The 24,770-nt window shown below is 67.1% G+C and carries 21 protein-coding genes and 1 pseudogene; 8 read left to right on the top strand and 14 right to left on the bottom strand.

Annotation, left to right across the window (positions count from 1 at the left end):
* The first annotated feature begins 3 nt into the window (after positions 1–3).
* Positions 4–3,309 (top strand): efflux RND transporter permease subunit, encoded by a 3,306-nt coding sequence (locus HWY45_RS25345; RefSeq protein ID WP_059882801.1) that lies wholly within the window; start codon positions 4–6, stop codon positions 3,307–3,309.
* Positions 3,310–3,452: 143 nt separating this feature from the next.
* Positions 3,453–3,842 carry a VOC family protein gene (locus tag HWY45_RS25340; RefSeq protein WP_059882803.1) on the top strand — a complete coding sequence of 130 codons (390 nt, stop codon included), beginning with the start codon at positions 3,453–3,455 and terminating at the stop codon, positions 3,840–3,842.
* Between the two features lie 68 nt (positions 3,843–3,910).
* Here the strand turns inward: HWY45_RS25340 and HWY45_RS25335 are convergent, their stop codons facing one another.
* Positions 3,911–5,383, bottom strand: a complete 1,473-nt coding sequence (locus tag HWY45_RS25335; RefSeq protein ID WP_059882805.1) for an NYN domain-containing protein — start codon at positions 5,381–5,383, stop codon at positions 3,911–3,913.
* Between the two features lie 244 nt (positions 5,384–5,627).
* On the opposite strand from HWY45_RS25335, the gene HWY45_RS25330 reads away from it, so the two are divergent.
* Positions 5,628–6,257: an SDR family oxidoreductase gene (locus HWY45_RS25330; protein ID WP_059564798.1), complete on the top strand. Its 630-nt coding sequence runs from the start codon at positions 5,628–5,630 to the stop codon at positions 6,255–6,257.
* 40 nt (positions 6,258–6,297) lie between these two features.
* Here the strand turns inward: HWY45_RS25330 and HWY45_RS25325 are convergent, their stop codons facing one another.
* Positions 6,298–6,846, bottom strand: coding sequence for a peroxiredoxin (locus HWY45_RS25325; protein WP_059564797.1), 549 nt, complete (start codon positions 6,844–6,846; stop codon positions 6,298–6,300).
* 277 nt (positions 6,847–7,123) lie between these two features.
* Between HWY45_RS25325 and cdpA the strand changes: the two genes are divergently transcribed.
* Together cdpA and HWY45_RS25315 are read left to right on the top strand one after the other, a co-directional pair.
* Positions 7,124–8,866, top strand: coding sequence for a cyclic di-GMP phosphodiesterase CdpA (gene cdpA, locus HWY45_RS25320; protein WP_196481463.1), 1,743 nt, complete (start codon positions 7,124–7,126; stop codon positions 8,864–8,866).
* 31 nt (positions 8,867–8,897) lie between these two features.
* On the top strand, positions 8,898–10,388 hold the full coding sequence (locus HWY45_RS25315) for an HDOD domain-containing protein (protein ID WP_059882808.1): 1,491 nt from the start codon (positions 8,898–8,900) through the stop codon (positions 10,386–10,388).
* 93 nt (positions 10,389–10,481) lie between these two features.
* Here HWY45_RS25315 and HWY45_RS25310 read toward each other — a convergent pair whose 3' ends face one another.
* The 7 genes from HWY45_RS25310 to HWY45_RS25280 all read right to left on the bottom strand — a co-directional run bounded on the left by HWY45_RS25310 (position 10,482) and on the right by HWY45_RS25280 (position 18,751).
* On the bottom strand, positions 10,482–11,276 hold the full coding sequence (locus HWY45_RS25310; protein ID WP_059564794.1) for an ABC transporter substrate-binding protein: 795 nt from the start codon (positions 11,274–11,276) through the stop codon (positions 10,482–10,484).
* Positions 11,277–11,539: 263 nt separating this feature from the next.
* Positions 11,540–12,571 carry a succinylglutamate desuccinylase gene (gene astE / locus HWY45_RS25305; RefSeq protein ID WP_175038300.1) on the bottom strand — a complete coding sequence of 344 codons (1,032 nt, stop codon included), beginning with the start codon at positions 12,569–12,571 and terminating at the stop codon, positions 11,540–11,542.
* A gap of 7 nt (positions 12,572–12,578) precedes the next feature.
* Positions 12,579–13,919, bottom strand: a complete 1,341-nt coding sequence (astB, locus tag HWY45_RS25300) for an N-succinylarginine dihydrolase (RefSeq protein ID WP_059564792.1) — start codon at positions 13,917–13,919, stop codon at positions 12,579–12,581.
* Positions 13,920–13,933: 14 nt separating this feature from the next.
* Complete coding sequence (gene astD, locus HWY45_RS25295; RefSeq protein ID WP_059882812.1) at positions 13,934–15,397, bottom strand: succinylglutamate-semialdehyde dehydrogenase; 1,464 nt, start codon at positions 15,395–15,397, stop codon at positions 13,934–13,936.
* Between the two features lie 7 nt (positions 15,398–15,404).
* Positions 15,405–16,436, bottom strand: a complete 1,032-nt coding sequence (gene astA, locus HWY45_RS25290; protein WP_059882814.1) for an arginine N-succinyltransferase — start codon at positions 16,434–16,436, stop codon at positions 15,405–15,407.
* Entirely contained in the window at positions 16,433–17,488 is a 1,056-nt protein-coding gene (aruF, locus tag HWY45_RS25285) for an arginine/ornithine succinyltransferase subunit alpha (protein ID WP_059564789.1), read from the bottom strand. The genes astA and aruF overlap by 4 nt, the downstream gene beginning before the upstream one ends.
* Positions 17,489–17,518: 30 nt before the next feature.
* Positions 17,519–18,751 carry an aspartate aminotransferase family protein gene (locus HWY45_RS25280; RefSeq protein WP_059564788.1) on the bottom strand — a complete coding sequence of 411 codons (1,233 nt, stop codon included), beginning with the start codon at positions 18,749–18,751 and terminating at the stop codon, positions 17,519–17,521.
* A gap of 617 nt (positions 18,752–19,368) precedes the next feature.
* On the opposite strand from HWY45_RS25280, the gene HWY45_RS25275 reads away from it, so the two are divergent.
* The 3 genes from HWY45_RS25275 to HWY45_RS25265 are packed head-to-tail and all read left to right on the top strand — an operon-like array spanning position 19,369 to position 20,892.
* Complete coding sequence (locus tag HWY45_RS25275; protein ID WP_081069800.1) at positions 19,369–19,950, top strand: PAAR domain-containing protein; 582 nt, start codon at positions 19,369–19,371, stop codon at positions 19,948–19,950.
* The gene (locus tag HWY45_RS25270) at positions 19,943–20,560 is read left to right on the top strand and encodes a type VI secretion system amidase effector protein Tae4 (protein WP_059882816.1); all 618 of its coding nucleotides are present in this window, start codon (positions 19,943–19,945) and stop codon (positions 20,558–20,560) included. The genes HWY45_RS25275 and HWY45_RS25270 overlap by 8 nt, the downstream gene beginning before the upstream one ends.
* On the top strand, positions 20,557–20,892 hold the full coding sequence (locus HWY45_RS25265; protein WP_059882818.1) for a hypothetical protein: 336 nt from the start codon (positions 20,557–20,559) through the stop codon (positions 20,890–20,892). The genes HWY45_RS25270 and HWY45_RS25265 overlap by 4 nt, the downstream gene beginning before the upstream one ends.
* Before the next feature lie 272 nt (positions 20,893–21,164).
* Here HWY45_RS25265 and HWY45_RS37345 read toward each other — a convergent pair.
* The 5 genes and pseudogenes from HWY45_RS37345 to HWY45_RS25245 all read right to left on the bottom strand — a co-directional run.
* A pseudogene (locus tag HWY45_RS37345) lies at positions 21,165–21,254 on the bottom strand (ion transporter); the annotation flags it as partial.
* 29 nt (positions 21,255–21,283) lie between these two features.
* Positions 21,284–22,327 (bottom strand): GlxA family transcriptional regulator, encoded by a 1,044-nt coding sequence (locus tag HWY45_RS25260; RefSeq protein WP_059564787.1) that lies wholly within the window; start codon positions 22,325–22,327, stop codon positions 21,284–21,286.
* A 22-nt stretch (positions 22,328–22,349) separates the two neighbouring features.
* Positions 22,350–23,144, bottom strand: a complete 795-nt coding sequence (locus tag HWY45_RS25255) for an ABC transporter ATP-binding protein (RefSeq protein WP_059564786.1) — start codon at positions 23,142–23,144, stop codon at positions 22,350–22,352.
* 21 nt (positions 23,145–23,165) lie between these two features.
* Positions 23,166–23,879, bottom strand: coding sequence for an ABC transporter permease (locus HWY45_RS25250; protein ID WP_059564785.1), 714 nt, complete (start codon positions 23,877–23,879; stop codon positions 23,166–23,168).
* On the bottom strand, positions 23,876–24,565 hold the full coding sequence (locus HWY45_RS25245; RefSeq protein WP_059802878.1) for an ABC transporter permease: 690 nt from the start codon (positions 24,563–24,565) through the stop codon (positions 23,876–23,878). The genes HWY45_RS25250 and HWY45_RS25245 overlap by 4 nt, the downstream gene beginning before the upstream one ends.
* Between the last annotated feature and the right edge of the window lie 205 nt (positions 24,566–24,770).

Here is a 24,770-nt window from a genome sequence, read left to right as displayed (position 1 = left end):
GCGATGAACCTGTCGCGCCCCTTCATCACCCGCCCCGTCGCGACCACGCTGCTCGCGCTCGGCGTCGCGCTCGCGGGCCTGTTCGCGTTCATCAAGCTGCCCGTGTCACCGCTGCCGCAGGTCGATTTCCCGACGATCTCGGTGCAGGCGTCGCTGCCCGGCGCGAGCCCGGAGACGGTCGCGACCAGCGTGACGAGCCCGCTCGAACGCCACCTCGGCTCGATCGCCGACGTGTCGGAAATGACGTCGACCAGCACCGTCGGCAACGCGCGGATCATCCTGCAGTTCGGCCTGAACCGCGACATCGACGGCGCCGCGCGCGACGTGCAGGCGGCGATCAACGCCGCGCGCGCCGACCTGCCCGCCGCGCTCAAGAGCAACCCGACGTACCGCAAGGTGAACCCGGCCGACTCGCCGATCATGATCGTGTCGCTGACGTCGGAAACCTCGTCGCCCGCGAAGCTGTACGACGCCGCGTCGACCGTGCTGCAGCAGTCGCTGTCGCAGGTCGAGGGGATCGGCCAGGTGTCGGTGAGCGGCTCCGCGAACCCCGCGGTGCGCGTCGAGCTCGAACCGCACGCGCTGTTCCATTACGGGATCGGGCTGGAAGACGTGCGCGCCGCGCTCGCGTCCGCCAACGCGAACAGCCCGAAAGGCGCGATCGAGTTCGGCCCGCAGCGCTTCCAGCTCTATACGAACGACCAGGCGTCGCACGCGTCGCAATACCGCGACCTCGTCGTCGCGTACCGCAACGGCGCCGCCGTGCGGCTGTCCGACCTGTCGGACGTCGTCGATTCGGTGGAGGACCTGCGCAACCTCGGCCTCGCGAACGGCAAGCGCGCGGTGCTGGTGATCCTCTACCGCTCGCCCGGCGCGAACATCATCGAGACGATCGACCGCGTGCGCGCCGCGCTGCCGAAGCTCACCGCCGCGCTGCCCGCCGACATCGAGGTGACGCCGGTGCTCGACCGTTCCACGACGATCCGCGCGTCGCTGCGCGACACCGAGCACACGCTGCTGATCGCGGTCGGCCTCGTCGTGATGGTCGTGTTCCTGTTCCTGCGCAACTGGCGCGCGACGCTGATCCCGAGCGTCGCGGTGCCGATCTCGATCGTCGGCACGTTCGGCGCGATGTACCTGCTCGGCTTCTCGATCGACAACCTGTCGCTGATGGCGCTGATCGTCGCGACCGGTTTCGTCGTCGACGACGCGATCGTCGTGCTCGAGAACATCTCGCGCCACATCGAGAACGGCACGCCGCGGCTGCAGGCCGCGTTCGACGGCGCGCGCGAGGTCGGCTTCACGGTGCTGTCGATGAGCATCTCGCTGGTCGCTGTGTTCCTGCCGATCCTGCTGATGGGCGGCATCGTCGGGCGCCTGTTCCGCGAATTCGCGCTCACGCTGTCGCTCGCGATCGCGGTGTCGCTCGCGGTGTCGCTCACCGTCACGCCGATGATGTGCGCGCGCCTGTTGCCCGAGCCGCACGACAAGCGCGCCGAGGGCCGCTTCGCGCGCTGGCTCGAGCACGGTTTCGCGCGCATGCAGCACGGCTACGAGCGCTCGCTGTCGTGGTCGCTGCGCCATCCGCTGATGATCCTGCTGATCCTGTTCGCGACAGTCGGCCTGAACGTCTACCTGTACGTCGTCGTGCCGAAGGGCTTTTTCCCGCAGCAGGATACGGGCCTGATGATCGGCGGCATCCAGGCCGACCAGAGCACGTCGTTCCAGTCGATGAAGCTGAAGTTCTCGGAGATGATGCGCATCGTGCAGGCGAACCCGAACGTGAAGAGCGTCGCGGGCTTCACGGGCGGCACGCAGACCAACTCGGGCTTCATGTTCGTCACGCTGAAGGATCGCACCGAACGCAGGCTGTCGGCCGACCAGGTGATCCAGCAGCTGCGCCCGAGGCTCGCCGACGTCGCGGGCGCGCGCACCTTCCTGCAGGCGGCGCAGGACATCCGCGTCGGCGGCCGCCAGAGCAGCGCGCAATACCAGTTCACGCTGCTCGGCGATTCGAGCGCCGAGCTGTACAAGTGGGGGCCGCTCCTGACCGAGGCGCTGCAGAAGCGCCCCGAGCTGACCGACGTGAACTCCGACCAGCAGCAGGGCGGCCTCGAGGCGATGGTGACGATCGACCGCGCGACCGCCGCGCGGCTCGGCATCAAGCCCGCGCAGATCGACAACACGCTGTACGACGCGTTCGGCCAGCGCCAGGTCTCGACGATCTACAACCCGCTGAACCAGTATCACGTGGTGATGGAAGTCGCGCCGAAGTACTGGCAGAGCCCGGAAATGCTGAACCAGGTGTGGATCAGCACGTCGGGCGGCAGCGCGAGCGGCGCGCAGACGACCAACGCGGCAGCGGGCACCTACGTCGCGACGAAGGCCGGCACGTCGAGCGCCGGCACGGGCGTGCAGAGCGCTGCCGCGATCGCGTCCGATTCCGCGCGCAACCAGGCGCTCAACTCGATCGCGGCGAGCGGCAAGTCGAGCGCGTCGTCGGGCGCGGCGGTGTCGACGTCGAAGTCGACGATGGTGCCGCTGTCGTCGATCGCGTCGTTCGGGCCGAGCACCACGCCGCTGTCGGTCAACCACCAGGGGCTGTTCGTCGCGACGACGATCTCGTTCAACCTGCCGCCCGGCATGTCGCTGTCGACCGCGACCCAGGCGATCTACCAGACGATGGCCGAGATCGGCATGCCGCCGACCATCCACGGCAGCTTCCAGGGCACCGCGCAGGCGTTCCAGAAATCGCTCGACGACCAGCCGATCCTGATCCTCGCCGCGCTGATGGCCGTCTATATCGTGCTCGGCATCCTGTACGAGAGCTACATCCATCCCATCACGATCCTGTCGACGCTGCCGTCGGCCGGCGTCGGCGCGCTGCTCGGGCTGCTGCTGTTCAAGACCGAGTTCAGCATCATCGCGCTGATCGGCGTGATCCTGCTGATCGGCATCGTGAAGAAGAACGCGATCATGATGGTCGACTTCGCGATCGACGCGACGCGCAACGGCGGGATGTCGTCGTTCGACGCGATCCGCGAGGCGTGCCGGCTGCGCTTCCGGCCGATCATGATGACGACGATGGCGGCGCTGCTCGGCGCGCTGCCGCTCGCGTTCGGCAGCGGCGACGGCGCCGAGCTGCGCGCGCCGCTCGGCATCGCGATCGCCGGCGGCCTGATCGTGTCGCAGGTGCTGACGCTCTATACGACGCCGGTCGTCTACCTGTACATGGACCGGCTGCGGGTGTGGGTCGAGAAGCGGCGCGGCGGTGGCGCGTCGGGCGGCGCGACGGTCGCGGGCAGTTGACGGCACCCGGCCGTGATCGCCGGCGGGACGCGCGAGCGCGCCCGCCGGCCGCCCCTCCCGCCGCCGATCCGCCTTGAACGCGGGCGGGCATCGTCTATCGTGTGTGCATGCGCGCTGCCGCGCCCTTCCTCCGGGGACCCAACATGAACGTGCAGCTGAACCATACGATCGTCTGGTGCCGCGACAAGCTCGCGTCCACCCGGTTTCTCACGGACCTGCTGGAATTGCCGCCGCCGGTCCCGTTCGGACCGATGCTGGTCGTGCAGCTCGAGAACGGCGTATCGCTCGATTTCTACGAGCGCAGCGGCGCGATCGCGACGCAGCACTATGCGTTTCTGATCGACGAGGCGGCATTCGATCGCGTGTTTGCGCGCATTCAAGCGCGCGGGCTGACGTACTGGGCCGATCCGTCGAAACAGCGCGCCGGCGAAATCTACCGGCACAACGGCGGCCGGGGGCTCTATTTCGACGACCCGGACGGCCATTTCCTGGAAGTGATGACGCGGCCGTACGTGCTGGACGGCCAGGCGTGACGCGTCAGCGCACACCGGCCGGCCCGGCGGCGCGCTGACGCGCCGATCGGGCACGCGTCATCCGGCGTTCATTCCGCCGCCGTCGCGGTCTTGCGCGGCCGTCGCGCACGGGGCGCGGCCTTGCGGGCCGGCTTCTTCGGCTTGGCGTCGGCGGCCGCTTCGGGTTGCGGCTCCACGGCGGCGACGGCAGTCGCCTTCGTGCCTGCTGACGGTGCGTCGCCATGCGCGCTGTCGACAAAGTTCATCTCGACCTGCGGCGTCTCCGTGCGGGCCCGCTCCGCATGCTTCCCCTCGCCGTGCTTGCGCTCGCCTTGCTTCGCGTCGCCGTGTTGCTCGTCGGCGTGCCGTGCGCCGGCTGCCTTCGCGTCAGTCTTCTTCGCGTCGCCCTTCTTCGTCGCGGCTTTCTTTGCCGTGGTCTTGCGCGCGCGCTTGCGGCCGTCCTTCTTCTCGTCGTGCTCACCGTGCTCACCGTGCACTTCGTGCGCACCGCTCGCATCGCCCGCCTCTGCCGCCCCGGCGTGATCGGCGATTTCCGCGTCGGCCTCCACCGCCGTGGCCGTCACCGCCTCGACCATCGCCGGCGCCGCGTCGTGCGCGCGCGGCGCGCCGTGCCGCCCGTGGCGACGCCCGCGCCCGGCCTGCGCAGGCTCGGCCGCCCGCGACTCATCGGCCAACGACGGCACGTCGACGTGCGCCGGCTCCGCCACGGCCGCCTGGCGCGCCCGCGACACGAACGCGCCCGACTTGTCGTCGCGGCCGACCTCGAGCAGGCCGCGCGCCTGCGCCTCGTCGAGCAGGTTGCCGAACGCGCGGAAGCCGTAATACGACTCGTTGAAATCCGGCTTGCGGCGCTTGATCGCGCTCTTGAGCACCGACGCCCAGATCTTGCCGACGTCGTCGCGCTCGGACGCGAGCGCATCGAAGGTCTCGACCGCCAGCGCGATCGCCTCGGCCTTGCGCGCCTCCAGCTCGGGCTTGCGCGACGGCTCGTCGGACGGCCGCTTGGCGCCGCCGTTGCCGGCCGCCCGCTGCTGCTGCTCGCGCTTCGCGAGCGTGCGCTGCTGCTCGCGCACGAGGTCGTCGTAGAAGATGAATTCGTCGCAGTTCGCGACCAGCAGGTCCGACGTCGACTTCTTCACGCCGACCCCGATCACCTTCTTCGCGTTCTCGCGCAGCTTCGACACGAGCGGCGAGAAATCCGAGTCGCCGCTGATGATCACGAAGGTGTCGACGTGCGACTTCGTGTAGCACAGGTCGAGCGCGTCGACCACGAGCCGGATGTCGGCCGAATTCTTGCCCGACTGGCGCACGTGCGGAATCTCGATCAGCTCGAAGCTCGCCTCGTGCATCGACGCCTTGAAGCCCTTGTAGCGATCCCAGTCGCAATAGGCCTTCTTGACGACGATGCTGCCCTTCAGCAGCAGCCGCTCGAGCACCGGCTTGATGTCGAACTTCTCGTACTTCGCGTCGCGCACGCCGAGCGCGACGTTCTCGAAATCGCAGAACACCGCCATGCTGACGTTATCCAGGGGTAATGCCATGTGTACTCCAACCGGTTGGCCGGCGCGTCGCAACGCGGCGGCGGAAAATGCGTCGCGCACATGATAGCCGGTCGGCGGGCCATTCCCCCATTGCGCGTGAGTACCGTTGCGTTTCCTTCACCGGTACGCCCTCGCCGGTACGCCCCCAATTACCCGCCCGCCGCCGCGCCAATTCGACATACACTTGAGTATCGGTCGTCCGTCCCCATCTGGACCGACGACGCATCGATCAAGGAGCAGTTTCATGACGACGAAGGTACTGCTGATTGGCGCAACCGGCCGCACCGGCCAGGCCTGCGCGGATCTGCTGCTGAAGCAGCCGGAATTCGAGCTCACGGCGCTCGTGCGCCGGCCCGGCTACACGCTGCCGGGCGCGAAGGTGATCGAGGCCGACCTGAAGGGCGACTTCTCGCACGCGTTCCAGGGCATCACGCACGCGATCTACGCGGCCGGTTCGGCTGAATCGGAGGGCGCCGCCGAGGAAGAACAGGTCGACCGCGACGCGGTTGCCCGCGCGGCCGATTACGCACTCGCCTGCAACGTGCAGAAGCTGGTCGTGATCAGCTCGCTGTCGGCCTACTGGCCGGAACGCAGCCCCGGCGCGCTGCGCCACTATTCGCAGATGAAGCTCGAAGGCGACGAGCACGTGATCGCATCGGGCGTCGACTACGTGATCCTGCGCCCCGGCCCGCTCGCGGACGGCCCCGGCGTCGGCAAGATCGCGCTGACCGAGGAACGGCTCGACCATGCGCCGCCGGTGTCGCGCCAGGACGTCGCATGGGCCGCGATCGAGGCGATCAAGCTCGGCATCTCGCGCAAGACCATCGGCTTCGTCGGCGGCGGCGTGCCGATCGAGCAGGCGCTGCGCGCCTGACGCCCGCGCGCCGCCCCGCGGGGCGGCCGCACCGGTCACGTCACGGTTTCGGGTGCGCCTGCGCCCATGCCTTGACGGCCCCGAGCGTATTCTCGACGTGCTTGTCCGGCGACATGCTCGTGTACGCGTACAGGATCTTCCCGTCCGGCGAAATCACATAGGACACGCGGTTCGCGCGGTCGAGCGCGGGCAGCTTCGCATCGTATGCGCGGATGATCTTCGCGTCGGGGTCGGCGGCAACCGGGAACTTGCTGCGGCATTCGCTGACCGAGAACTTCGTCAGCGTGCCGATATCGTCGGCGGACACGCCGATCACCGTCGCGCCGTACGTCTTGTAGTGATCGACCGCATCCGCGAACGCGTGCGCCTCGATCGTGCAGCCCTTCGTGAACGCGGCCGGGTAGAAGTACAGCACGACCGGCCCCTTCTTCAACGCGTCGGCGAGCGCGTACGTGTAAGTCTTGCCGGCCAGCGACGCCTGCGTCGTGAAATCCGGCGCGGCGTCGCCGGCCTTCAGTTCCGCCTGCGCGGTCAGCGCGTGGCCTGCCACCAGCGCCGCGGCGGCGCACATCATCAGTTTTCGCTTCATCAACTTCCTCATTTCTTATAAAGTCAGCCTCGATACGGGTCACACCGGCGTTCGCCTGCCGAACACTGGCGGCACTCCGGTCGCGCGGAACCGCTCCCATGCTGGCTGCGCATTAAAGATTTCGCGCAGTTTGCCGTTATTGCTTCCGGACAACCGGTTCCAGCCCTTCACGTCAGCGAGAAACATGGAAGCCAACAGGAAACAGACGCCACGCAAGGGCTCCTGGCGCAGCGCCCTGCATACGCTGCGCCGCTTCGCCTGGTCGGGCGGCGCGCTGATGCCCGCGCGCGCCGGCGCGCCGCGTCGCGACGACACCGTGCGCAGCTGGCTGGAGCAGACGGTCGGCCCGGTGGATTTCCTCGCCCACGTCGATCGCGAGCTGCGCTTTCTCTACGTGTCCGATGCAAGCCTGCGCTTCATCGGCTATCACCGCGACTATCTGCACACGCTGACGCTGCGCGACCTGATCGCCGAACAGGATACCGCGGCGCTCGAAGACCTGCTCGCGCGCGCGTCGCGCTCCGGCCAGGTCGAGAAGGCCACGATGTGCATCGTCAAGTCGCTGACCTACCCGCTCGACGTCGAGGTGCGCGCGGTGAAGAGCCGCCACCACGGCGTCGACGGCTTCGCGATCGCCGCGTTCGACGTGTCGTCGTGGCGCGCGCTCGAGGCGCGCCTCACCTATGAGATGCACCACGACCCGATGACCGGGCTCGACAACCTGTCGGCGCTGGTGCCGGCGCTGATGCGCGCGCAGCAGACCGCCGACGAGACGGGCACCTGCGCGGCGCTGGTGCTGCTCGACCTCGACGACTACCAGCGGATCAACCGCGCGCTCGGCTACGACGCGGGCGACACGCTGCTGCGCGAGACCGCGCAGCGGCTGCAGGCGCTGATGGCGCCGCAGGAACAGCTCGCGCGGGTCGCAAGCGACAAGTTCGCGGTGGTGTTCACCGCGCCCGACCGCGGGCTCGCGAGCGACATCGCCGGCGCGCTCGGCCGCCGGCTGCAGGCCGCGGTGCGCCAGCCGTACGTGTACCACGGGCAACCGGTGCACCTGTCCGCGAGCATCGGCATCGCGCTGTATCCGGACGAGCGCGCGGCGCCGCATCGCGCGCAGCACCACAGCCCGCTGCTGCGCCGCGCGGATCACGCGCTCGAGCAGGCGAAGGCATCGGGCGGCAATGCGCTCGCGTTCCACACGCCGATCGACGATCCGGCCGACGCCGAGCGCCTGAAGCTCGAAGCCGACCTGTACGACGGAGTGCGCAATGGCGAATTCTCGCTGCACTTCCAGCCGATCACGCGCAGCCAGTCGGGCGCGGTGGTCGGCGTCGAGGCGCTGATCCGCTGGCGGCATCCGGTGCACGGGCTCGTGCCGCCGGCCACCTTCATCCCGCTCGCGGAATCGATCGGCCTCATCAACTACCTCGGCAACTGGGTGCTGAAGGCCGCGTGCATGCAGCTCGTCGCGTGGGACCGCCAGGGGCTCGCGCTGCAGTACGTCGCGGTCAACGTGTCGCCGCAGCAGTTCCGCGACCCGCGCTTCACGCAGAGCGTGCGCGATGCGATCACGCTGACCGGCATCGACCCGCGCCGCATCGTGCTCGAGATCACCGAAAGCCTGCTGATGCACGATCCCGCGCATGCGAAGGCGCTGCTCGAGGAGCTGACCGATCTCGGCATCCGCTTCGCGATCGACGATTTCGGCACCGGCTATTCGAGCCTCGCCTACCTGCAGCGCTTCCCGCTCGCGAAACTGAAGATCGATCGCAGCTTCGTCGAGAACCTGCTGACCTCGCGCAACGATCGCGCGATCGTGTCGGCGGTGGTCGGTCTCGCGCAGACGCTGGACCTCGAACTCGTCGCCGAGGGCGTCGAGACCGAGGCGCAGCGCGAGCTGCTGACCGAAATGGGCTGCAACCATATCCAGGGCTGGCTCGTCTGCCAGGCGCTGCCGTCCGAGGAACTGGCGCAGCGCTTCGAGGCGCAGCAGCTCCGCCTGCACGCGGCGGCCTGACGCGCCGCCGCCGCGAACCGAACAGATCCGTATGTCAATCACCGAACACCTGCCCCGGACGGCGCTGCTCGACAAGCTGTGGGCCCGGATGAACGAACGGGGCGACTTCCCGCTGCTGTCGGAATCGCTGCGCGCCACCATGGCCGCGATGAAGAACGACGACCTGGACTTCACCGCGCTGGTGCGCGTCGTGCTGTCCGACTTCGCGCTGACGCAGAAAGTGCTGCGGCTCGCCAACTCCGCGATGTACATGGCGTTCGGCGGCAACATCACGACCGTCACCCGCGCGCTGATGGTGCTGGGCATGGACGCGGTCGGCCACCTCGTCGTCGGCCTGAAGCTCGTCGATCACTTCCACCAGAGCACGCCGCGCCGGATCGACGCGAAGCTCGAGCTGAACCGCGCGCTGCTGTCGGGCTGCGTCGCGCGCAAGCTGACCGAGCACGCGGACTTGCGCGCCGGCGAGGAAGCGGTCGTCTGCACGCTGATGCGCCAGGTCGGCAAGCTGCTGGTCGTCTGCTATCTCGACAGCGAATGGGACCGGATCCGCCGGCGCGCCGCCGAGCTGCACGGCGACGAGGCGACGGCCTGCGTCGACGTGCTCGGCGTCGGCTTCGACGAGATCGGCCTCGAGGCCGCGACCCGCTGGCGGCTGCCCGACGTGATCCGCGCGGGCATGGCCGACGACGACCAGCTCGCCAGCCTCGCGGGCGACGGCGACGATGCGTCGCGCGACACGACCGACGACGACAGCCCGGCCAGCGAAGTCGACTGGCTGCGTGCGGTGAGCCGCTGCTCGACCGACGTCGCGAACGCGCTGGCGATGCCCGCGAGCCCGCAGCGCGACGCGCGTATCGCGTCGCTCGCGCAGCATTACGGCACGGCGCTCGACACGGAGCCCGACGCGCTCGTCGAGATGGCCGAGCTGCTCGCGCGCGAAGAGGCGAGCGACACCGTGATGCGCGAGATCGTCGAGCTGCGCGCCAACGCGGACGCGATCGCGCGCGCGCAGGGCGAGCCCGAGGCCTGCCTCGAAGCCGGTCTGTCGGACCTGCGTGCGCTGCCGTCGGAGCACGTGCTCACGCCGGTGCTCGCGCTCGCGTCGGAAAGCCTGCTCGCGGGCCTCGCGTTCACCCGCACCGTGATGTTCGTGCGACACGACGACGGCATGTTCGCCGCGCGCCTCGGCTTCGGCGCGGACGTCGACGCGGCGCTCGGCCAGCTGCGCTTCGACGAGCGTTTCGAGCCGGACGTGTTCCACCTCGCGATCACCAACTCCGTCGGCATCTTCATCGAGCAGGCGCGCGAGCCGAAGATGGTGAAACGCCTGCCCGCGTGGTATCTCGACGCGTTCGACGACGCGCACGCGTTCGTGCTGCTGCCGGTGCGCGTCGGCGGGTCGACGGTCGCGCTGCTGTACGGCGACTGGGCCGGCGCGCAGCCCGCACGCAAGATCACGCAGCAGGAGATGGCCGTGCTCAACGAGATGGCGCGGGAGCTGGGGCGCTTCTTCAAGGCCTGAGCGGCCCCGCGCGCTTCCCGTCGAATCCCGTTCCCAAACGCAAACCGGCCGCATCAGCGGCCGGTTTGCTTCGTGCGACGGATTCGTGCGCGCTTACTTGAGCGTCACGGGCACGCTGAAGTACTTCTTCGCGAGGTTGTCGATCGTGCCGTCCGCCTTCAGTTCCTTGAGCGCCTGATCGAGCGCGGTCTTCAGCGCCGCGTCGTTCTTGCGCAGGCCGAAACCGACGCCCGAGCCGAGGATCTCGGCGTCGCTCACCGTGCCGCCCGCGAACGCGAAGCCCGCGCCCTGCGGCTTCGACAGGAAGCCCTTCGAACCCGCTTCCGAATCCTGGAACGCGGCATCGAGACGGCCCGACTTCAGGTCCGCATAGGCAAGATCCTGCGTCTGGTACGGCACGACTTCGACGCCGGCCGGCGCCCACTTCTTCTTCGCGTACGCTTCCTGGATCGTGCCCTGCAGCACGCCGACGCGCTTGCCCTTCAGCGATTGCGGGGTCGGCAGCAGGCCGCTGCCCTGCTTCGCGATCAGCTGGTTCGGGATCGTGTAGATCGGATCGGTGAACGCGATTGCATGCTTGCGCTGGTCGGTGATCGTCATGTCCGAGTTGATCGCATCGAACTTGCGCGCCTGCAGCGCGGGGATCAGGCCGTCGAAGTCGTTCTCCACCCACACGCACTTCGTCTTCAGCTTCGCGCACACCGCGTTGCCGATGTCGATGTCGAAGCCGGTCAGCTTGCCGTCGGGCGTCTTGTACTCGAACGGCGCATACGATGCCTCGACGCCGAAACGGATCTCCTTCAGATCCGCCGCGAACGCGCTGCCAGCCGCCACGGCCACCGCCGTCACCGCCGCGTGCGCGGCCATCTTTCGCCAATCCAACTTCATCAGGGGAATCTCCTCGATACGAACGATAGTTCTCAAACAACGGGCGCTGCATCATTGCAGGGCCGGAACGGCCGGACAATCGCGGCGCGCCGCCGTGATGCGGCGCAACAGCCGCAAGGCCGCGATTGTACCAATCCGCGCACGCCGTCCGGCAATGCAGCCCGCCGCGGCGGTTGCTGCACTGCGCGCACGGCGCCGCACGGGCGCGATGCCGAACTTGCAAGACGATGTCGCAAATACGCAAGGCGCCCGAGGGCGGCGGGTCAGACGAGCGCGTCGAGCGTCTCGCGCGTGGTATCGACGACGAGCAGGCCGGCGCGCAGGCCGGGCTTCACCGACGGGTTCGGAAACACGATCCGCTCCTCGTCGTGCCGCACCGTGTAGCGGTACGCGCCGTCCTGCGCGAGCACCGTGCCGCGCGGGAACGGCGTGAAGTTCGCGACGTCGGCCGCGACGAACAGCTCCAGCGCGTCGCTCTGCTTCGTGATCTGGTCGATCACCGTGAACACGCGCGGCAGCGGCGCATCGGCGTCGCGCTGCGCCCCCGACACGAGCCGGCGCACCGCCTGGTCCGCGGGCGCGAAGCGCGTCAGGTCGTTCTGGCCGAACGGCCGCACCTTGCCGAGCTCCAGCGTGCACGCGAGCGCGCCGCAGTGTTCGGCCGTGAAGTGCGAGAACGTGGCGCCCTTCGCGGTGTGCAGCAGCACCGCCGCGATGCGCGCATCGCCGAGCCACTCGAGCATCGTGCGCGCCGGCGGCGTGCCCGTATGCGGCAGCAGCGCGAACTGCTCGAACACCGATGCGCGAATGGCCGTATGCATGTCGATGTGCCAGCGCGCGCCCGGCGCATCCGGCGCATCGGCGAAAAACGCCGCGGCGGCCGCTTCGAGCTGCGCGGCGCGCGGCGCCTCGCGGCTGTCCGGCACCTGCGCGTGACGGCCGCTGAACAGCCGGTTCAGGTCGTCGTCGAGATAGCGCTCGCCCGCGCGCATCGCCGGCGAGTTGCCGAGCACGACGAACAGCCGGCACGCGAGCGGCAGCGTGCCCGCGGCGACGTCGCGCACCAGCAGCGACAGCAGCTCGATCGGCGCGGTTTCGTCGCCGTGCACGCCGGCCGACACGAGCACGCTGCGGCGCGACGCCGCATCGGCGTCGCGCGGTTCGAGCACGAGCAGCCCTTCGCCCTGCCACTGCCAGCGCACCGCGCCGCCTGCGCACACGCCGTCGCGCGCCGCCGGCGCTTCACCGGCCAGCGTGAACGCGAGGAAGTCGTCGAGCCACGCCGCGTCGCGCATGCGGGCCTCAGCGCTGGAAGTCATACAGCGACCCGACGCGCAGGATCTGCGTCAGCTCGTCGAGCGCGGTGCGCGACTCGTCGAGCAGCACCGGGTCGGCGAGGTCTTCCGGCGCGAGGCGGTCGCGGTAGTGCTTCTCGATCCACGCGTCGAGCGATGCGAACAGCGTGTCGTTGATCCACACGTTCGACGTGACGGCCGCGCGCTCCGCGTCGTTCAGCACGACACGCAGGCGCAGGCAGGCCGGGCCGCCGCCGTTCTTCATGCTTTCGCGCAGGTCGAACACCAGCACGTCGCGGATCGGGCCGTTGCCGGCCGCGAGGCTGTCGAGGTAGGCGGCGACGTTCGCGTTCTCGCGGCATTCCTGCGGCACGACCAGCACCTGCGAGCCATCGGCGCGCGACAGCAGCTGGCTGTTGAACAGATACGACGTGACCGCGTCGGAGACGCTCACCGCCGCGTCCGGCACCTCGATCACGTTCAGGCGCGCGCCGCGCACGTCGAGCGCCGCGGTCAGCGTGTCGTAGATCGCCTGCTTGTTGACGAATGCGCGCTCGTGCGTGAACAGCGTGTCGCGGTTGCCGACCGAGATCACGTCGTTGTGGAACACGCCCGCGTCGATCACGTCCGGATCCTGCTGCGCGTAGACCGTCGCCTCCTCGTTCAGCCCGTGGCGATGCGCGACCGCGCGGCTCGCCTCGAAGGTCTGGCGCGCCGGGAAGCGCTTCGGCTCCGGCCCGCGGCGGTATTCCGAGCGGCCGTACACGAAGAACTCGACGCCCGGCTTGCCGTACTCGGCGCAAAAGCGCGTATGGTTCGCCGCGCCTTCGTCGCCGAGCGCCGGCGTGCCGGTCAGCGCCTCGTGCACCACGAAGCGGCTCGGATCGGCGAACAGCGTCGACAGCGTGCGGCGCGTCGCCTCGTGCTCGATCGCGCGGTGCAGCTTGCTGCACAGGTTCGCGGGCGTGAAGTGCACGCGGCCGTCGCTCGTGTCGGCCGACGGGCTGACGGTGGCCGCGTTGGCCGTCCACATCGCCGATGCCGAGCTCGCGGCGGCGAGCAGCTCGGGCGCCTGCTTCGCGGCCTTCGCGATCACGTCCGCGTCCTTGCCCGAGAAGCCCAGCTCGCGCAGCAGGCGCAGCGACGGGCGCTCCTGCGGCGGCAGCACGCCCTGCGCGAAGCCGAGGTCGGCCAGCTGCTTCATCTTGCGCAGGCCCTGCTTCGCGGCGGCCTTCGGGTTCGCGGCCGATTTCTCGTTGTTCAGCGACGCCACGTTGCCGAACGACAGCCCGGCGTAGTTGTGGGTCGGGCCGACGAGTCCGTCGAAATTGGCTTCTTGTGCGTTCATCGTCGTTCCCTCGATCAGAAATGCAGGCCCGGCGACAGGCTCGCGGGCAGGGTCAGTTGGGCGCTTTCCACCGATGCCATCGGGAACGCGCAATAGTCGGCCGCGTAGTACGCGCTCGGGCGGTGGTTGCCGGAGCGGCCCGCGCCGCCGAACGGCGCGGCGGACGACGCGCCGTTGGTCGGCCGGTTCCAGTTGACGATCCCCGCGCGAATCGTGCGGCGGAAGTGCTCCCACGCGCGCGCGTCGTCGGCGAGCAGGCCCGCCGACAGGCCGAATGCAGTGTCGTTCGCGCGCTCGATCGCTTCGTCGAACGTCGCGTAGCGGATGATCTGCGCGAGCGGGCCGAAATGCTCTTCGTCGGGCAGAGCGGCGACGTCCGTGACGTCGAGAATCGACGCGTTCACGAAGCCGAGGCGCGGGTCGCGCTGCGCCATCGCGATGATCGGCTTCGCGCCCTGCGCGACGAGGCGCGCTTGCGCATCGACGAGCTTCGCGGCCGCGCGCGCCGAGATCACCGCGCCCATGAACGGCTGCGGATCGGCGTCGAACACGTCCGCCGTGATCTTCGCGGTGACGTCGGCGAAGCGCGCGAGGAAGCGGTCGCCGGCCGCGCCCTGCGGCACGAAGATGCGGCGCGCGCAGGTGCAGCGCTGGCCGGCCGACAGGAATGCCGACTGGATCGTGTGATGCACGGCCGCGTCGATGTCCTCGACCTCGCCGATCACGAGCGGGTTGTTGCCGCCCATCTCGAGCGCGAGCACGATCTCCGGACGCCCGCCGAACTGCTTGTGCAGCAGCGTGCCCGTGTCCGAGCTGCCGGTGAAGAACAGGCCGTCGATCTGGCGATGGTTCGCGAGCGCGATGCCGGTGTCCTTCTCGCCCTGCACGAGGTTCAGCACGCCGGCCGGCAGGCCTGCGTCCTTCCACACCTCGACGGTCGCGCGCGCGACGCCCGGCGCGAGTTCCGACGGCTTGAACACGACCGTGTTGCCCGCGATCAGCGCCGGCACGATATGGCCGTTCGGCAGATGGCCCGGGAAGTTGTACGGGCCGAACACCGCGACGACGCCGTGCGGGCGATGGCGCAGCACCGCGACGCCGTCGGCCATGTCCTGGCGCTTCTCGCCGGTGCGTTCCTGGTACGCCTGGATCGAGATGCCGACCTTGGCGGCCATCGACGCGACTTCGGTGCGCGCTTCCCACAGCGGCTTGCCGGTCTCGCGGCCGATCGCCGCGGCGAGCGCTTCCTTGCGCTCGTTGAGCAGCGCCGCGAAGCGCTTCGCGATCTCGCAGCGCGCTTCGAAAGCGAGCGCCGACCACTCGGCGAATGCGCGGCGCGCGCTCGTGACCGCACGGTCGACGTCGGCGGCCGATGCGCTGGCGCCCTGCCACGCGATTTCGTCGGTACCGGGGTTGCGCGACGCGAAGGCGGGGCCCGAGCCTGCAACCCAGGCGCCGTCGATGAAGAGTTCCGTCATGATTCGTTTATCCCTGTTTGACTTTGAGCGGCAGCACGCGGACCGGATCGCCGGCCTTCACGTCGAGCGCGGCGGCGTCGGCCGCCGACATCACGAATTCGCCGTTCGCGACGACGCCCGGCGCGACGCCGACGCGGAAATCGCCGAGCGACGTGTTCGACACGAGCGACTTCGGGGTGTCATCCCGCGCGTCGGGTGAGCCGATCGACACCGGCACGACGACGCTCTCGCGCACCGTGCGCAGGTCGTTGACGTGGCATTCGAGCACCGGGCCCGCGTCGAAGATGTCGACGTGGTTCTGGTAGCGCAGCCCTTCCGCTTCGAGCATCTTGCGCGCCGGCAGCGTGTCGCGGTGCGTGAGGCCGACCGCGTCCTGCGCGTCCTGCGGCAGCAGGTCGACGTACACGGGGTAGCGCGGCATCAGTTCCGCGAGGAACGACTTGCGGCCGTGCGAGCTCAGGTAGTCCGCGGCGTTGAAGTCGATCTGGTAGAAGTGCGAACCGACCGCGCGCCAGAACGGCGACGTGCCGTCCTCGTCGAAGTGGCCGCGCAGCTCCGCGCAGATGCGTTCCGGGAAGCGTTCGCGGAACTGCGCGATGAACATGAAGCGCGAGCGCGACAGCAGGCCGCCGACGCCGCCCGTGCGATAGCGCGGGCTCAGGAACAGCGAGCACACTTCCGCGTAGCCGGTCAGGTCGTGCGAGATGTTCAGCGCGTGCATGCGCGTCCACACGCCGAGCTCCTGGCTCGCGTGCACGACCGTGCTCACGCGGTAGTTGTAGAACGGCTGCTCGAGGCCGACCTGCGATTCGATCCCGCACACCCCCGCGATGTCGCCCGTCGCCGAATCTTCCATCACGAAGAAGTAGCCGGCTTCGCCTGCCGCGGCCTGGCCCGCGAGCGTGCGGCGGGTGCGTTCGATGCGCGCGGCGAGCGCGTCGCGGTCGGGCTTGAACGTGGTCAGGCCCGGCCCGGTTTCCTTGGCGAGCGACACGAGCGCGTCCACGTCGCCCGTTTGTACGACCCGAACGACGATCATGCTGCGTCTCCCTTCAAATCTTCGTCGTCGCGCTGGTGCAGCGGCACGCAGCGCACGACATCGCCATCCTTCACGTTCAGCGCCGCGCGCACGTCGCTTGCGAGCGGCGCGTCATTCCCCGCATCGCCCGGCAGATCGGCGAGCACGCAGCGGAACGACTCGCCGCTGCCGCTCGACACGAGGTAGGCGACGTCGCCCTGCTGGTGCGCGGCCTCGCGCACCGTGCGCTCGGCCGCGTGCTTCACGCACGCGGTGCGGTCGACCTGCTGGGTCAGCACCGGGCCCGCGTCGAAGATGTCGACGAAGCGGTCCGTCTCGAAGCCTTCCTCGAGGTGGATGTCGTACGCGAGCAGCGTGGTGGCGTTCGGTTCGCCGAGCACGCGCTGCGCGGCTTCCGGCAGCAGCGGCACGTACAGCGGATACGCGGGCATCACCTCGGCGATGAAGGTGCGGCTGCGGCCGCCCGACGCGATGTCGACGTCGGCGAAATCGCGGCCGAAGAACTTGCGGCCCACCGCTTCCCAGAACGGCGACGCGCCGTTCTCGTCGCTCACGCCGAGCAGCAGCGTGAATACCTCGGGCGTGAAGCGGCGGCGGTTCGCGGCGATGTACATCATCCGCGCACGCGAGATCAGGTGCGCGGCCGCGTCGCCGCGCAGCGACGGATCGACGTAGAAGCCCGCGAGCCGGCTCTTGCCGGTGAGCTCGTGCGACATCGTCAGCGCGTGGATCTTGCGGTTCACGTGCAGTTCGCGCGACGCATGGATCAGCGCGTCGTTGCGAAATGCGTAGAACGGTTCGGAGTAGCCGGCCGCCGCCACGATGCTGGCGGTGCCGAGCAGCTTGCCGGTGGTGCTGTCTTCCAGCACGAAGAGATAGAACTCCTCGCCGGGGAAGTCGACGTCCGTGCGAAACGAATCCTCCGAGAGCGCGACGCGCGCCTCGAGTGCCGCGCGATCGTGCGGCAGCGAGTGCAGGACCGGCTGCGCCGTGCGCGCCATCTGCGCGAGCGCATCGAGATCCGTGAGTTTGCCGGGGCGAACAAATAGCATCGTCGTTCCTGTCTGCGATGGACGCGCCGTTCAGCGCGCGGTGGCTTCCTGTGCGGCGAGCACCTGTTCGACCGCCTTCTCGAAGCGTGCGAGGCCTTCGTCGAGCACGTCGAACGGGATCACCAGCGACGGCACGAAGCGCAGCACGTTCGGGCCCGCGATCAGCATGATCACGCCCTGCTCGGCGGCGGCGTTGACGAAGTCCTTTGCACGGCCGTCGAAGGCGGCGGTGAGTTCCGCGCCGACGAGCAGGCCCTTGCCGCGCACTTCCTTGAAGATGCCGAAGCGTGCGTTGATGCGTTCGAGCGCGCCCTTCAGGCGCACGCTGCGTTCGCGCACGCCTTCGAGCAGCGCCGGGTCGCCGATCAGTTCGACGACCTTGTCGGCGATCGCCGACGCGAGCGGGTTGCCGCCGTAGGTCGTGCCGTGCACGCCGACCTTGAAGTGGGCGGCGAGTTCGTTGGTCGTCAGCATCGCGCCGATCGGGAAGCCGTTGCCGAGCGCCTTCGCGGTGGTCAGGATGTCCGGCGTGACGCCCGTGTCCATGTATGCGTAGAAGTGGCCCGTGCGGCCGACGCCCGTCTGCACTTCGTCGAAGATCAGCAGTGCGTTGTTGGCGTCGCATGCTTCGCGCAGGGCTTTCAGGAAGGCCGGATCGGCGGGGATCACGCCGCCTTCGCCCTGCACCGGCTCGACGATCACCGCGCAGGTTTTCGGGCCGATCGCGGCCTTGGCCGCTTCGATGTCGTTGAACGGCAGGTGCTTGATGCCTTCGGGCACCGGGCCGAAGCCTTCCGAGTATTTCGGCTGGCCGCCGACGCTGACCGTGAAGAACGTGCGGCCGTGGAACGACTGCACGAACGATACGATTTCGTATTTGTCTGCGCCGTGGCGTTCGAAGGCGACGCGGCGGGCGAGCTTCAGGGCGGCTTCGTTCGCTTCAGCGCCCGAGTTCGCGAAGAAGGCGCGGTCGGCGAAGGTCAGTGCTTCGAGGCGTTTCGCGAGGCGCAGCACCGGCTCGTTCGTGTAGCCGTTGCCGATGTGCCAGAGCTTGCGGCTTTGCTCGTCCAGCACCTTCAGCAGTTCCGGGTGGCCGTGGCCCAGCGACGTCACGGCGATGCCGCATGCGAAATCCACGTATTCGCGGCCTGCCGTGTCCCATACGCGCGAGCCCTCTGCGCGATCCGGCACGAACGGGGCGGGGGAAAATACCGGCACCATCACTTCGTCGAATGTCTGGCGGGTCACGGTCAGGTTCGTCATGGCGGTTCCTTTCGATTTCGTAAGAGGGCTTGAAGCGATAGGTTCAAGTTTAGGTAAGGGTGGCGCAAGCGTCTTGCGGAATTGCGACGGGTTCTATCGGAAGCACCTTTTTCTGCCGCTATCTTGCCCTTCCGGGCGGGAGGGTGCGGGTTTTGGTGTCAGGGTGGTTTTTTTGGCGGTTCACTTGCGTTGAGTGTGAAGCACCCGTGATCGTGTCGGTCTATTAGCGTCGCCCCTGCGCGGGGCGGCGGTTACTTTTCTTTGTCTTGCCAAAGAAAAGTAACCAAAAGAAAGGCGCTGTGACAACGCAAGACTTCCCGGTGCCGTGGTCGCCAGAGTGGCCCTCGCCGAAGTGTCCGCACCAGTTGGGAACCCGGAGTGGTTCGAGCAATGGTTCTGACTCCACTCACATCCAACGGAGCGGTATACCGCCCGCTAGCTCCATCCTCGCTACGCTCGGCCGACAGGGACGCATTCCTCGAGCGAAGGAGCAGCTGGGCACAGGTCGGCAATTGGCGCTGCCCTATGGATCACGCCATCTCAAGTATCTCGAACAATATCGAGATGCCCCCTTGCGCCGTGCGGCTACGATTGTGACTTTCCGAGAGGGCCAAGCGATGAATAGAAGAATTGCAGTTGTGGGCGATAGCCTTTCAAGCGGCGGAACAATTAGCCCATACAGCGGACCACCGTTCCTAGTCCGCAGGCATCAAGCAGCCTTGATTGGCGGTAGTGCGTTCTGCATTGCATGTCAAAGCACCGGCATCATCGCAAAGGCGGGCGGGCCATATCGACTCAAGTTTCGAGGAGAGATCGCACTAGACCGCGATATTGTCCTGTGCGGCTGCGCGACTCCGCCGCACATCATTGCTTTGCATGCCGGTGAAGCATGGTGTGACGATGGACTAAAGGGTCTCGGGGAGGTCGTTTCGTGCCGAACGATAACGGGCCGCATCGTGTCGATCAAGAAAGGTGCATTCGACGAGCAAGTCGAAGCGAAGACGAGTGGCAGTACTGCTCATGGTCCAGAGGGCTACCCCTATTACATCGAAATGGCCGACGGCCGCATCCAGTCCGGCGCGCTCGATGCAAGCGGCAAGCTACCGCGCATCCACACCGGCGACGGATCCGGAGACTACACCGTCTATTGGGGAGACGAAGCAATTTCAAAAAAACACAACGGGGCAAGTCATGCCTAATCCATCTACGAAGGTCCGCACGAATGACACGCCCAAATCAACGAAATCTGTACAGCTTCAAGCACTGTCCTTTCAGGAGCTTTGGAATGCGTATCCGAAGAATGCCCCCTATGACGACCCCACTGGCGAATATGAGAATCAATGCGCCATTCGCATGAGCGTCACGTTTCACAGCATCGGGAGCGACATGAAGTCGTTTTCACAAAATGTGTTGAAGCCGATGCCGGGAAAGAAGACGCTAGGCCGCCTGATACTTCGCGGCAAAGCAACAGCGACGCGCGCGTACGAGCTGGCTGAATGGTTAAAGCTTCGCCCGTTCCTTGGGCTTGGCAGACCGGAAAAAATCACTGGCCCGGATTGGCAAGAGCAGGTAAAAGGCCGGACCGGTATCATCTATTTTTTCGGCTACTGGCGTCAGGATGGCGACTCGGCCGACGCACTGAGCGGTGGTCATATCGACCTGTGGAACAAGGACACGCTTACGCCGTCCGTCGTGAGTTTCTTACGCTTTCGCATTGGCGTGTCGCAATTCCTAAATCCACTGACGAACGACAACTGGTTCTCCGACCTTGCCGATTCCAAGGAAATCCTTTTCTGGGAAGTGAAATGAAACGTATGGCGCTCGCTGTACTGGGGTTCGCATGGGGCTTGCTCGTCACATGGGCGACCATCTACGCCGTCAATCACATTCATTGGCCCGAGGTGAAGTCACATGCGACAGGCTGCAACGACATGGAACACTGCACATCGCATGCGAAGTTCCTGTGGGGCATGTTCGCCATGTTGTTATGGCCCGCTATCACGTTCGCGATATTGAATGCGGTGGCATATGAACGGTGGCCGGGACGTCGCTGGGGAGGAGCGCTTTTCGTTGTCACGTTGCTCGCCGTGCTGTTCTATTGCAAGCCATACGTCGCACCGTACGTAAGTCTTGCCGGCTAACCTCTGCCGCAGCCGTTGGGGAACGGATGTGCGCCGTCGTCGGCAATTCGTCGCAGGCGTCTGGCAAGGTCACCGCAAACACCATCTCCTAGCGACTTGAAACACCTTGCAGCCGAGCGCAGCGAGGACGGAGCTAGCGGGCGGTATACCGCTTTGTTGGGAGGTGCGACGAGTCAGAACCATTGCTCGAACCACTCTGATGTGAGCCGTGGCGCGGACACTTTTGTGCGGTCCACTCGGTTGCCGATCGCACTGTAGGCCTGGGCATTTCTGGCGCCTTTCTTTTGGTTACTTTTCTTTGGCAAGACAAAGAAAAGTGACCCCCGCCCCGGGGAGGGGCGACGCAAACAGACCGAGAGCATTACGGGCAATTCACGACAAACCGCCCCGCTTACCCTTTATCCCCGCGCTCGACAAGCGCCCCGGCGCGGGGCTCACCGCCGCCGCCAGTCTGCTTCTCGAGCCAGGCTCGCCGATCTTCCCGCGGCGTCACGCCAAACCGTTCGCGGTACGCGTTAGAAAAGTGCGCAGCAGAAGAAAACCCACAGGCGAGACTGACCTGCACGACCGACTTGCTGGTCCGCTGCAACTGCGTGCGCGCCTTCAGCAACCGCAAATTGAGGTAATACTTGGAGGGCATCGCCCCGAGATACTGCCGAAACAGCCTTTCGAGCTGCCGCCGCGACACGCCGACCAACCCGGCGATTTCATCGGTCGTCAGCGGATCCTCGACATTCGCTTCCATCAACAGCAATGCATCGTTCAACCGAGGATGCCGCTCCCCGGGAGCCGTCACGAAAGGAATCCGCTGCCGCTCCTCGCCACTGCGCAACGTGCCCGCGCCAAGCGCATCGGCAATCCGTTCGGCAAGCTCCGGCCCGTGCTCGCGGCCGATCATGGCGAGCATGAAATCGACCGTCGCCTGCCCACCGGCACAGGTGGCCCGATCCCGATCGATCTCGAAGATCTGCTGCGTGACGATCGACCGCTCGAACTGCTCCGCAAACTGCTGATACGTCTCCCAGTTCACGCTCACGCGATAGCCGGACAACTGCCCCGCCATCGCGAGCCACCACACGCCATGGTGAATGCCCGTCACGAGCGGCGTGCGCTGCCCCACCCGCGCAAGGCTCGCAAGAAACAACCGGTAGTCCGCGAACTGCTGGAACCGCTCGCTGACGACGATCAGCCAGTCACACGCGATCGTATCGTTGAACACCGCATCGGCATGCCATTGCGCGCCGCCGGCGAGCGGCACGGGCCGCCCGTCCCACGAACACACCTGCCACCGATACAACAGCCGCCCGTCGATCTCGTTCGCGAGATTCAACGCATCGACGATCGGACCCACACCCGACATCGACACGGGCGGCAATGCGACGATCACCACCTGCGTCGTGCGGGTGGCGCCTGCGGGACGGGACACCGGTACCACGTATGCAGCCTGCCCTGTCGCGTTACTTCAGGCTGCCCGACAGGAACTGCTTCAGGCGCTCGCTCTGCGGACGCACCAGCACCTCCGCCGGATCGCCCTGCTCCTCGGTCCGCCCCTGGTGCAGGAACATCACATGATTCGACACGTTGCGCGCGAAACCCATCTCGTGCGTGACGACGATCATCGTGCGCCCTTCCTCGGCCAGCTTCTGCATCACCTTCAGCACTTCGCCGACGAGTTCCGGATCGAGCGCGGAAGTCGGTTCGTCGAACAGCATCACGTCCGGGTGCATCGCCAGCGCCCGCGCAATCGCGACGCGCTGCTGCTGGCCGCCCGACAGGTGCGACGGATACTGCTTCTCGACCCGCGGCGCGAGGCCGACCTTCTCGAGATATTCGCGCGCGCGATCCTCGGCTTCCTTCTTCGAAATGCCGAGCACGTGAAGCGGCGCCTCCATCACGTTCTCGAGCACGTTCATGTGCGCCCACAAGTTGAAATGCTGGAACACCATCGCGAGCTTCGTGCGGATCCGCTGCAGCTGCTTGTGGTCGGCCACCTCGAGCGCGCCGGCCTTGTCGGTCCTGGTGCGCACGGCCTCGCCGTCGACGACGATCTGCCCGGCATTCGGCCGCTCGAGAAAATTGATGCAGCGCAGGAACGTGCTCTTGCCCGAGCCGCTCGCGCCGATGATGCTGATGACGTCGCCGGCCTTCGCGTTCAGCGAGACGCCCTTGAGCACCTCGTTGTCACCGTAGCGCTTGTGAATGTCGAGCGCCGCAAGCTTGCAGGCAGGGCTCGTTTGATTGATCTCGGCCATCTGGCTCTCCTCGAAGTGAATTCAATGACGGCCGGCCGCGAGGTACGCGAGCCAGTGGCGCTCTGCCCGGCGAAACGCCGCGACGAGTGCGAACGATACCGCAAGATAGATCAGCGCGGCGATCCCGAACGACTGGAAGGCCATGTACGTCGCCGAATTCGCGTCGCGCGCGACCTTCAGGATGTCCGGCACGGTCGCGGTGAACGCGACCGTCGTCGCGTGCAGCATCAGGATCACCTCGTTGCTGTACAGCGGCAGCGCGCGACGCAGCGCCGACGGCAGGATCACGCGGCGGTACATCGTGAACGGCGTCATCCCGTATGCCCGCGCGGCCTCGACCTCGCCGTGCGGAATCGCACGGATCGCGCCGGCGAAGATCTCGGTCGTGTACGCGCAGGTGTTCAGCGCGAACGCGAGAATCGCGCAGTTGAAGCCGCTCCTGAAAAACGCGTCGAGCAGCGAATGCGAACGCACGAATTCGAGGCTGTACATGCCCGTGTAGAGCAGCAGCAGCTGCACGTACAGCGGCGTGCCGCGGAACACGTAGGTGTAGAAGCGCACCGGCATCGACACCCATTTCTTCTTCGACACGCGTGCGACCGCGAGCGGCACCGCGCACACGAAGCCGAGCGAAATCGACGCGACGAGCAGCCACAGCGTGACCGCGAGGCCCGACAGGCGCTGGCCGTCCCAGTAAAGGAACGCCTGGCCGAATTCCTGGAGAATCTCGATCATAGTTCTGCGTGCCGCACGCCCATGGAATAACGCTTCTCGAGCTGCATCAGCACGAGGTTGGAAACGGTCGTGATCGCGAGATAGATCAGCGCCGCGACGAGAATGAAGAAGAACATGTTGAACGTGCTCTTGCCCGCGTCCTGCGCCGCCTTCACGACATCGGCGAGGCCGATGATCGACACCAGCGCGGTGGCCTTCACGAGCACCTGCCAGTTGTTGCCGATGCCCGGCAGCGCGAAGCGCATCATCTGCGGAAACATGATCCGCACGAACACCCGCAGCCCGCTCATCCCGTAGGCGGCGCCCGCCTCGAGCTGGCCGCGCGGCACCGACAGGAACGCGCCGCGGAACGTCTCGGTGAAGTACGCGCCGTAGATGAAGCCGAGCGTCAGCACGCCGGCGACGAACGGGTCGATGTCGATCTGCTCCCAGCCGACGAGGTCGGTGAACTGGTTCAGCCAGATCTGGATGCTGTAGAACAGCAGCAGCATCAGGACCAGATCGGGCACCGAGCGGATCAGCGTCGTGTAGCCGGTCGCGATCGAACGCAGGAACCGGTTATGCGACAGCTTCGCCACTGCGCCGATCAGCCCCAGCGCCACCGCAGTGGCAAGCGACAGCACCGACAGCTCGATCGTCTGCACGGTGCCCGCCCACAGGACAGGACCAAAGCCGTAAAGGAACACGCGCGTCTCCAGAGTTGGAATGGATGCCGGCGCGGAATCCTCCCCACGCCGGGCTGACGCGGATAGTCGCAAGCGAAAATGTTTGTCTCAAATCACGGTCCGCATGGTTGCTGCATCGCAACAATTCCCCGCACCATTGCAAACTGTGCGCTACACGTCTGTTTCGAAAAGAAAAAAACCGCTTGCTGACCGTCGGGCGAACGGT

This window comes from Burkholderia stagnalis, from assembly GCF_902830275.1.
In the GTDB taxonomy this organism is placed as follows: domain Bacteria; phylum Pseudomonadota; class Gammaproteobacteria; order Burkholderiales; family Burkholderiaceae; genus Burkholderia; species Burkholderia stagnalis.
The sequence above is the reverse complement of the archived record's forward strand: the minus strand, read 5'-3'. Positions and strand labels throughout refer to the sequence as shown.